At 71.4% G+C, this 8,443-nt stretch carries 8 protein-coding genes and 2 tRNA genes; 4 read left to right on the top strand and 6 right to left on the bottom strand.

The features are described from left to right. The first annotated feature begins 61 nt into the window (after nucleotides 1-61). Nucleotides 62-1,150, top strand: a complete 1,089-nt coding sequence (locus B124_RS33800) for a methyltransferase domain-containing protein (protein WP_496506843.1) — start codon at nucleotides 62-64, stop codon at nucleotides 1,148-1,150. Nucleotides 1,151-1,328: 178 nt separating this feature from the next. On the opposite strand, the gene B124_RS33805 is transcribed toward B124_RS33800, so the two are convergent. Then, nucleotides 1,329-2,222, bottom strand: coding sequence for a TIGR03621 family F420-dependent LLM class oxidoreductase (locus B124_RS33805; protein WP_496506844.1), 894 nt, complete (start codon nucleotides 2,220-2,222; stop codon nucleotides 1,329-1,331). A gap of 343 nt (nucleotides 2,223-2,565) precedes the next feature. Between B124_RS33805 and B124_RS33810 the strand changes: the two genes are divergently transcribed. Continuing rightward, the gene (locus B124_RS33810) at nucleotides 2,566-2,766 is read left to right on the top strand and encodes an SAM-dependent methyltransferase (protein WP_496506845.1); all 201 of its coding nucleotides are present in this window, start codon (nucleotides 2,566-2,568) and stop codon (nucleotides 2,764-2,766) included. Nucleotides 2,767-3,130: 364 nt separating this feature from the next. Here the strand turns inward: B124_RS33810 and B124_RS33815 are convergent, their stop codons facing one another. The 3 genes from B124_RS33815 to B124_RS33825 all read right to left on the bottom strand — a co-directional run bounded on the left by B124_RS33815 (nucleotide 3,131) and on the right by B124_RS33825 (nucleotide 4,127). Beyond that, nucleotides 3,131-3,385: a hypothetical protein gene (locus tag B124_RS33815; RefSeq protein WP_496506846.1), complete on the bottom strand. Its 255-nt coding sequence runs from the start codon at nucleotides 3,383-3,385 to the stop codon at nucleotides 3,131-3,133. 411 nt (nucleotides 3,386-3,796) lie between these two features. Further along, a tRNA-Arg gene (locus tag B124_RS33820) sits at nucleotides 3,797-3,869 on the bottom strand. A gap of 164 nt (nucleotides 3,870-4,033) precedes the next feature. Next, nucleotides 4,034-4,127, bottom strand: a tRNA-Ser gene (locus B124_RS33825). 260 nt (nucleotides 4,128-4,387) lie between these two features. Between B124_RS33825 and B124_RS33830 the strand changes: the two genes are divergently transcribed. Further along, a complete protein-coding gene (locus B124_RS33830) occupies nucleotides 4,388-5,254 on the top strand; it encodes a TetR/AcrR family transcriptional regulator (RefSeq protein WP_496506847.1) in 867 nt (288 codons plus the stop codon). On the opposite strand, the gene B124_RS33835 is transcribed toward B124_RS33830, so the two are convergent. Then, complete coding sequence (locus B124_RS33835) at nucleotides 5,241-6,803, bottom strand: MDR family MFS transporter (RefSeq protein WP_496506848.1); 1,563 nt, start codon at nucleotides 6,801-6,803, stop codon at nucleotides 5,241-5,243. The genes B124_RS33830 and B124_RS33835 overlap by 14 nt on opposite strands. A 155-nt stretch (nucleotides 6,804-6,958) precedes the next feature. Between B124_RS33835 and B124_RS33840 the strand changes: the two genes are divergently transcribed. Further along, nucleotides 6,959-7,180, top strand: a complete 222-nt coding sequence (locus B124_RS33840; RefSeq protein ID WP_496506849.1) for a hypothetical protein — start codon at nucleotides 6,959-6,961, stop codon at nucleotides 7,178-7,180. A gap of 452 nt (nucleotides 7,181-7,632) precedes the next feature. Here the strand turns inward: B124_RS33840 and B124_RS33845 are convergent. After that, nucleotides 7,633-8,443, bottom strand: an 811-nt coding sequence (locus B124_RS33845) for an RNA polymerase sigma factor SigF (protein ID WP_496506850.1), incomplete at its 5' end; no start/stop codon positions are given.

The following is an 8,443-nucleotide window of genomic DNA, read 5'->3' on the forward strand; positions in this document are numbered from 1 at the left end:
CCGACGAGGCGGGGCGGCGTGGCGCCGTCCCGGGCCTTGGCGTGGGAGAAGAACAGTCATCATGCGCGACGACGCACACTTCGTCGCTCGGTGCGCGCGCGGTCTGGAACCGCAGTCGGCGGCCGAGATCCTGCAGCTCGGACTGGGCAGCATCACCGCGGTGGGACACCGCTCCGTGCACTTTTGGGCCCGGCGCCCGTACGACACGAGGGTCACCCAGCTGCGCACGGCGGACGACGTGTTCCTGCTGGCGGCGAGAGGAAGGGACGTAGGGACGGCGAAAAGAGACGTGCCGGCGCTGGCAGAACTGGCAGCGGGAGGCAACCCGGGAAGACTGCTCCGCCACCGCGCCGCCCTCGTCCCCGGCCTCACCGGTACCCCGCCGGGGGTGGAGGTCTCGGCGTCGTTCCTGGGCAGGCGGAACTTCACCAGGTACGACGCGGAGGACGCGGTCGGCAACGCCCTCGCCGCCCGCCTCGACATGCCGTACCACCCGCGCCGTACCGCGGGCGCGCCCCCGCCGGACTACGCGCCGTGGCGCCTGACGCTGGACGGCACCGAGGCGACGCTGCTGCTCCGCCTCACCGCACGCCCGCTCCACCGCCGCCCGTACAGGCAGTCGACCGTGCCGGGGAGCCTGCACCCGCCGCTGGCGGCGGCGATGACGAGGCTGGCGGACATCGGCCCCGGCCACACGGTCCTCGATCCCTGCTGCGGCGCGGGCACCCTGCTCATAGAGGCGGCACTGGCCCACCCGGAGGCGGCGCGCTACCAGGGCTACGACATCGACCGGACCGCACTCGACGCGGCCCGTGCCAACCAGAGGACCGCATCACTGGACCGCATCCGCCTCCACCGGGCCGACGCGGGCAGGCTCCCGCTCCCCGACACCACGGTCGACCGCATCGTATGCAATCCCCCGTGGGGCACCCAGGTCGAAGCAAAGGCCCGCCTCGCGAAGGCACCCGGCGCCTGGTGGCGGGAACTCCGCCGCCTCCTCACCCCCACCGGCAGCGCGGTGGTCCTCCTCCCCACCCCGACCCCCCTGGCCCCGGCCATCCAGGCGGGCCTGCACCCCACTCACACCCAGCGCATCCGCCTGTCCGGGGCGCCCGTCTACCTGGTCAGACTCGAACCGGAGGGCCGGTGATGGCGCGTATCGGCGCCGTCCCTGTGATGGCCCGAAGGCAGGTCATCACAGGAAACCGTTCGGCGTTGGTCAGCGCCGTCCGCACCCGTTGGCGTCAGCCGGCCGGCTTCCTCCCGGCAGCCCCGCTGCCAGAAGGCCCGTATCAGCGTGCGCAGATGATCCCTGACGCCGTCCGGCGTCAGAGCCCCTCGGCCCGCAGTGCCATGATGACCTGGCCGAAGTCCTCCATGCACTCTTCCATCACGGTGACGAACGTGAACCCGTACCGCTCGCGGTGGCCGATCACCTGCTGCGCGATCTCCTTGGGCGTGCCGGAGAGCAGGAGCGGGTGGTCGAGCAGACCCTCGACGGTCACGTCGTCCGGGATGGCCTGCTGCAACTGCCGGCCGAGCGCCAGCCGGTCGTCGGTGATGATGACCTGCGGAACCACGATGTTCAGCTCCGGGTCGGTGCCGTACTCCTCGCACAGGCGACGGGCGACGGCCACCCGCTGGTCGAGCGTGATGTCGCAGATCGCCTTGATGTCGCCGGCTTCCTGGTCGGTGCGCCCCGATGTGAAGCTGATGGTCTCCGCGCGCTGTGCCGCGAGCCGCAGCACCCGGTCTCCGTTACCCCCGATGAGCAGGGGCGGGCGCGGCTGCTGCAGGGTCTCCGGCTTGTACGACTCGTCGGACAGTAACGTGTCGAGCGCCTCCACGGCGGCCTTGAGCCGCTCGAAGCGGCTCCCGGGAGTGCCGTACTCCACCCCCGCCGCCTCGAAGTCCGAGCGCCGGTACCCGGCCCCCAGGCCGATCTCCAGGCGTCCGTCGGTGAGCCGGTCCGTGGTCGCTACCTCACGCGCGAGCAACGCCGGGTTCCAGAGGGAGGCGTTGAGGACGTACGTGCCGAGGCGCACCCGCTCGGTGGCGCGTGCGGCGGCGATCAGGGAGGGGAACGGGGCGGGCTCCCCGATATGGTCCGGGACGTGTACGACGTCGAAGCCCAGTTCTTCGGCCCGGCGGGTCTTCGCCGCCCACTCGGTATTCGAGGCCGATTGCGAGAAATTGACTCCAAACCTGAACTTTCGGGACATTTCAGTCTCCTGAGAGTTGTCAACAGGTCAGTGGTGCCGTTCCGCGACGCTACCAGCCCAGGCTCCTGCCGTACTTGAGCCAGCCAATAGCAGCCCCTCCCGCCCCAGGTCACGCCCCCACCCGCAACCCCGCCCTCCGCTTGCCGAAGCCCACCCCAGGCCCCACCCGCCTCACGGCCCCGACACCCGCCCGGTGATCCCGGTGCAGGCGCCGTCCGAGCGGGTTGATCCGCCTGCGATGCGGTCGAGTCGGTGAGGGCGCCAGGGGCGGGGCGGACACCTGGAGCACGGAATGGCGGAGGGGCCGCAGCGGGGGCCGGCGCCGGAGGCTGACCGCGCCCGGATGTGCCCCACTCGACGGGTGTACGACTACCTACTGAGCGGCGAGGACAACTACGCCGCCGACCGCGCGGCAGGGGCCGCGCCGGTGGCCGCGCGCCCCGCCCTGCCGGTAACGCTGCGGCAGAACCGCCTCTTCATACGCAGGGTGACGAGCCGGAGGCGCTCCCCGCCGACCCCCAGTCGCGCCGGACCCTTGACCTGACCCAGCCGGCGGCGCTTCCAGACCCGCAGCCGACACACCTCAGCCCAGGTGAGTGCACCTCGTTCGTCAAAACTCGCCCCGCGTAGGCGATTTAGGCGTATTTCGAAGGCGGGTTACCGCGAGTTCGTCCCAACGAGACGCACCCGCCTCCCACCAAGACGAACGAGGCCCCTCGGCAATCAAGGGACGCCGCGGCGGTTGCTGTACGACGCTGCCGTCCGGCTGACTGGGAGGGAGAATCCAGCGAAGAAGACCCTCAGAGGGTCACATGCAGTGATCGACGCTTCTGGCGACAGCCGCGGGTGCGGTTCTCGGTGTTGTCGCCACGCTGGTTGCTGATCACGCCCGCTGGCGGCGTGAGAGATCAGAGCGAGACCGCGACGCGCGGCGCACCGCCTTCACTGAATACCTGACGGCTCTCTCGACAGCCAGGGATGCGTTCTCCCGGGCGGCACCTTCCCCGGAACATGCAGGCAAGGGCCACGTAGCGATGGGCGAGCACGGCGTCTACACGGCGCAGCAACATCTGGAGCTGGCGGCCGAACGGACGCTTGTCGACAAGGCGCGTCACGCCACACTCTCTGTACTCGACTTCTACGACGTGGTCGTTGCCGGCCACGACTCGGACTCCCGCGAGTACGTCCGTGCTTGGCGATCCGCCCGCCAGTCGCGGACAGCACTGATCGCGGAGATGCGGAAGGCCCTGCAACGAACGTAAGGGGCCAGGAGCAGCCACCCGGCGACCTCCGGCAGGCGTGTGCGTCCATACTCCTTGCACAGGGTGTGGACGCCCGCACGATCATCGAGACCCTGGGGCACAGCACCGTCACGCTGACGCTGGACCTCTACGCGCATGTGGTGGGCCGACTGCTCAGGAGGCGGTCAACCGCATGGACGAGCACTCGGGGAGGAGGAAAGCGGCTACGACGATGACTCCGCGGGGGCCCGCGGTCGTATGGGGAAGTCGGTTGATGCCACCCACTGATGCCAAAGGCCCCCTGAATGATCTCCAGGGGGCCTTTGACCTGTGCGCGCTCGGCAGGATTCGAACCTGCAACCTTCTGATCCGTAGTCAGATGCTCTATCCGTTAAGCTACGAGCGCCCGCTTTCGGGCATCAACGGCCCGGCTGCGTTGCGGGAACAACCTTACATGACCGTCCGCGCCACGTGAAATCCGATTCCCCCACCCCCGCCGACCTGCGGAAACCGTGTCCGCGGGGGGGCATGCAGGGAGCCCGCGCCGCACGGCACGGGCTCGCTGTCAGATGGCGGAGGCGGAGGGATTTGAACCCTCGATGGGCGGTAAAACCCAAACCGCATTAGCAGTGCGGCGCCATAGACCAGACTAGGCGACGCCTCCCGTACACCCGCCGGTCAGCAGGTGTGTGCAGATGATGGCACAGGCGGCGGGGCCGCTGCCAATCGCACCCACCGTACCGGTCACCGGGCCGCCGGGGCAAAGCCCTTGTCGGGGGCGGGACGGGGGTGGGGGCAGGGGTGGGGTGGGGGGTCGGGCGAAGGGGAGGAGGCGGGGCGGAGCGGGCATAGCATCGGTGTACGGGCCGTTTCGGTTCCGCAGGCCGATGGTCACGATGCGACAGCACCGCTGGGAGGCGCACGATGGCGTCCGTCCGCCGCAAGGTCGGAGGCGCCCGCGTGAGCATCTGGCTCACCGGGCGGGCGAAGGGACGGCGCAGGGGGCATGCGCCTGGCGTGGGGGAGGCCGATGGGCTGGATCTGGGGAAGATCGTCGCGGCCACCGTGCGGTTGCTCGACGCGGCGGGGCTGGGGCGGTTGTCCATGCGCCGGCTCGCCGCCGAGCTGGGGGTCACGGCCATGTCCGTGTACTGGTACGTCGACACCAAGGACGAGCTCCTCGAACTGGCCCTCGACCACGCCTACGCCGAGCTGGACCTCCCCGGCGAGGACGGCGGCGACTGGGCCGCCCAGCTCCGCCAGCTCGCGCACGAGCACCGGCGCATCCTCGTCGCCCACCCCTGGGTCTCCCGCCTCGCCGGCGAGTATCTGAACGTCGGGCCCCACGCCATGGCGTGCGTCGCCGCCGCGCAGCGCGTGATGCGGCGCGCCGGGTTGCCCGAGGAGTGCCTGACGGGCGGGCTGTCGCTGCTGTTTCCGTTCTCGTACGGGTTCGGGGGCGCCGGCGGGCGCTGGGCGGAGCTGTGCCGGGCGGCGGGGATGACGGAGGACGAGTGCTACGGCGAGTTCGTACGGACGCTGCGGGAGCACCCCGAGTACGTGCAGCCTCCTGCTGCTGGCGCTGAGCCGGCGGCCCCAGGGCCCCGGCCCGGGCCCGCCGAGGCGGTGCCGGTCGTCCCGGCGCCCGCCGGGCCCGTGTCCGCCGGGCTCTCCGGTCGTGAGCAGCGCGACCGCGACTTCAACTTCGCCCTGGAGTGCGTCCTCGCCGGCATGGCCGCCATGCGCGACCGCGTTGCCGAGCAGGTCCGGCCCACCATCACTCCCGCGTAAGCGCCGGCGCCGGCTCCCGGCGCGCCGGCGAGTCCGCCTGCTGCAGCCCGCTGCGCGTCCGCAGCGCCACCTCCTTGATGCACGCCACGATCACGAACGCCACCAGCGCCGCCGGCGCCGCGTACAGGAAGATGTCCGCCAGCCCGTGCCCGTACGCGCTCTCCACCACCGTGCGCACCGGCGCCGGCAGCTTCGAGAGGTCCGGGATCGCCGAGCCGCCGCCCGACTCGGCCGCGGCGCGGGACGGCGGGATGCCGAGGTCGGCGAAACCGTCGCGCAGGTAGCCGGAGATGCGGCTGCCGAGGATCGCGCCGAGGGCGGAGACGCCGACCGCGCCGCCGAGGGAGCGGAAGAACGTGACCGCCGAGCTGGCGGCGCCGAGGTCGGTGGGGTCGACCTGGTTCTGGGTGCAGAGGACCAGGTTCTGCATCAGCATGCCGACGCCCGTGCCGAGCGCGGCCATGAAGAGCGCGATGTGCCAGTACGGGGTGTCGTAGCGCATGGAGCCCAGCAGGCTGAGCCCCGAGGTGAGCAGCAGCCCGCCGGCGACGAGCCAGACCTTCCAGCGGCCGGTGCGGGTGATGACCCACCCCGAGATCGTCGAGGACAGGAAGATGCCCATGATCATGGGGATGGTCAGGAGACCCGAGGCCGTCGGGCTCTCGCCGCGGGCGAGCTGGAAGTACTGGCTGAGGAAGACCGTCGCGCCGAACATCGCGATGCCCACGAAGAGGGACGCGAGCGAGGCGAGGGTGACGGTGCGGTTGCGGAAGAGGCGCAGCGGAAGCACCGGCTCCGGCACCCAGGTCTCGACCCACAGGAACGCCAGCCCGAGCACGATCGCGCCGCCGGTCATCACGAAGGTCTGCCAGGACAGCCACGCGTACGACTCGCCGGCCAGCGTGACCCAGATCAGCAGCAGCGACACGGACGCGCTCATCAGCACCGCGCCGCGCCAGTCGAGCGACACCCGGCGGCGCACCACCGGCAGGTGCAGGGTCTTCTGCAGGACGACGAGCGCGAGGATGGCGAACGGGATGCCGATGTAGAAGCACCAGCGCCAGCCCAGCCAGCTCGTGTCGGTGATGACGCCGCCGAGTACGGGGCCGCCGACGGTGGCGACGGCGAAGGTGGCGCCGAGGTAGCCGCTGTAGCGGCCTCGTTCGCGCGGGGAGATCATCGCGGCGAGGATGATCTGCGCGAGCGCGCTGAGGCCGCCGACGCCGATGCCCTGGACGACGCGGCAGGCGATGAGCATGCCGGTGTTCTGGCTGAGACCGGCGACGGCCGACGCGGCGACGTAGATCACGAGGGCGATCTGGACCAGCAGCTTCTTGCTGGCGAGGTCGGCGAGCTTGCCCCACAGGGGGGTGGAGGCGGTCATCGCGAGGAGGGCGGCGGTGACCACCCAGGTGTACGCGCTCTGCGTGCCGCCGAGGTCCGCGATGATGCGCGGCAGCGCGTTGGTGACGATGGTCGAGGAGAGGATGGCCACGAACATGCCGAGCAGCAGGCCGGAGATGGCCTCCAGTATCTGCCGGTGGGTCATGCCGGGAGATTCGACTTTAGTTTGTTGCACTAAGCAACTGTATGGCGAATGGTTGCTGAAGGCAATCGAAGCCGGGGCGGCGGTGGCGCCGACGGGCGGAACGGTGCCTTCCCCCCGCTGACAGGGGTCCGGGGCGTTCGCTAACCTCCTGCCCCATGGCTCACAATCCGCAAGGTCAACAGCCCGATCCCGCCGACCCGGCCGGGAGCACGCAGATGTTCCGCGCCTTCGTGGACGAGGGCGGCGGCCCGCAGGCGCGGCGACCGCAGCAGCCCGCGGGCGCGGCGGCCGGTTCGGGGTCGCGCGTGGGGCTGATCATCGGGGTCGTCGTCGCCGTGGCGGTGCTGGCGGGAGTGGTGTGGCTCGCGGTGGGGTGATCCCGGGGTGAGCCGGGGGCCCGGGAGACGGGTCCCGGGGCTGCCTGCCTGAGGCCGGTCCGGGGCGGGCAGGCCCGCGCAGGGGCGCGGAAGTCCGTGTGGGGAACTCGGCGGCGCGCGTACGGAGTTCTGAGCCGCGCGGTTCCGAGCCGCGCGCGTCCGCGGCCGGGCGGCCGGCGGTCCTTGCCGCCTTCGGGGCCCGCGCAGGGCCGCGCAGGGCCGTGGAGGTCCGTGTGGGGCCGTGGGGGTTCGTGTAGGGCCGGGTGAGGTCAGTGAAGGTCCGGGTACGTCTGTCAGCCCTCCCCGCGCCCGTAGACGCGGCGTACAGCGCCGTCTACGGCCGGGGGCGTACGGCACGCAGAGACGCCCGGAACACAGCGGCGCCCGGGGGCGTACGGACCCACGGGCACACGGCGTACGAGCCGGGGCCGGCCCCGCGCCGGCCCCCGTCGTCAGTCCGCGATCAGCCCTGCCCGGAGCTGCGCCAGCGTCCGCGTGAGCAGCCGGGACACGTGCATCTGGGAGATGCCCACCTCGTCGCCGATCTGGGACTGCGTCATGTTGCCGAAGAACCGCAGCATGATGATCCGCCGCTCCCGCGCCGGGAGTTGGGCCAGCAGCGGCTTCAGCGATTCGCGGTACTCCACGCCCTCCAGCGCCGTGTCCTCGTACCCGAGGCGGTCCGCGAGCGAGCCCTCGCCGCCGTCCTCCTCCGGGGCGGGGGAGTCGAGGGAGCTGGCCGTGTACGCATTGCCGACGGCGAGGCCGTCGACCACGTCCTCGTCGGACACCCCCAGGTACTGGGCCAGCTCCGGCACGGTGGGGGAGCGGTCCAACTGCTGCGCGAGGTCGTCGCTCGCCTTGGTGAGCGCCAGGCGCAGCTCCTGCAGCCGGCGCGGGACGCGCACGGACCAGCTCGTGTCGCGGAAGTAGCGCTTGATCTCGCCGATGACCGTGGGCATGGCGAAGGTGGGGAACTCGGTGCCGCGCCGGCAGTCGAACCTGTCGATCGCCTTGATCAGGCCGATGGTGCCGACTTGGACGATGTCCTCCATGGGCTCGTTGCGGCTGCGGAAGCGGGCCGCCGCGTAGCGCACGAGGGGGAGGTTCAGCTCGATCAGGGTGTCGCGCACGTACGACCGCTCGGGGCTGTCCCCGGGGGGCAGCTCGGCGAGGCGGAGGAAGAGGGCGCGGGAGAGCGTACGGGTGTCGATGCTGCTGGAGGAGACTGCGTCGGGATCAGCCGCGTCGGGATCAGCCGCG

The sequence above is a fragment of the Streptomyces sp. CNP082 genome (assembly GCF_059570535.1).

What these genes read in the sequence shown, in the direction of transcription:
- B124_RS33840 (WP_496506849.1), top strand. Translation starts at nt 6,959, where the DNA reads ATGGCTCACAATCCGCAAGGTCAACAGCCCGATCCCGCCGACCCGGCC.
- B124_RS33810 (WP_496506845.1), top strand. Translation starts at nt 2,566, where the DNA reads ATGTGCCCCACTCGACGGGTGTACGACTACCTACTGAGCGGCGAGGAC.
- B124_RS33830 (WP_496506847.1), top strand. Translation starts at nt 4,388, where the DNA reads ATGGCGTCCGTCCGCCGCAAGGTCGGAGGCGCCCGCGTGAGCATCTGG.
- B124_RS33800 (WP_496506843.1), top strand. Translation starts at nt 62, where the DNA reads ATGCGCGACGACGCACACTTCGTCGCTCGGTGCGCGCGCGGTCTGGAA.
- B124_RS33805 (WP_496506844.1), bottom strand. Translation starts at nt 2,222, where the DNA reads ATGTCCCGAAAGTTCAGGTTTGGAGTCAATTTCTCGCAATCGGCCTCG.
- B124_RS33835 (WP_496506848.1), bottom strand. Translation starts at nt 6,803, where the DNA reads ATGACCCACCGGCAGATACTGGAGGCCATCTCCGGCCTGCTGCTCGGC.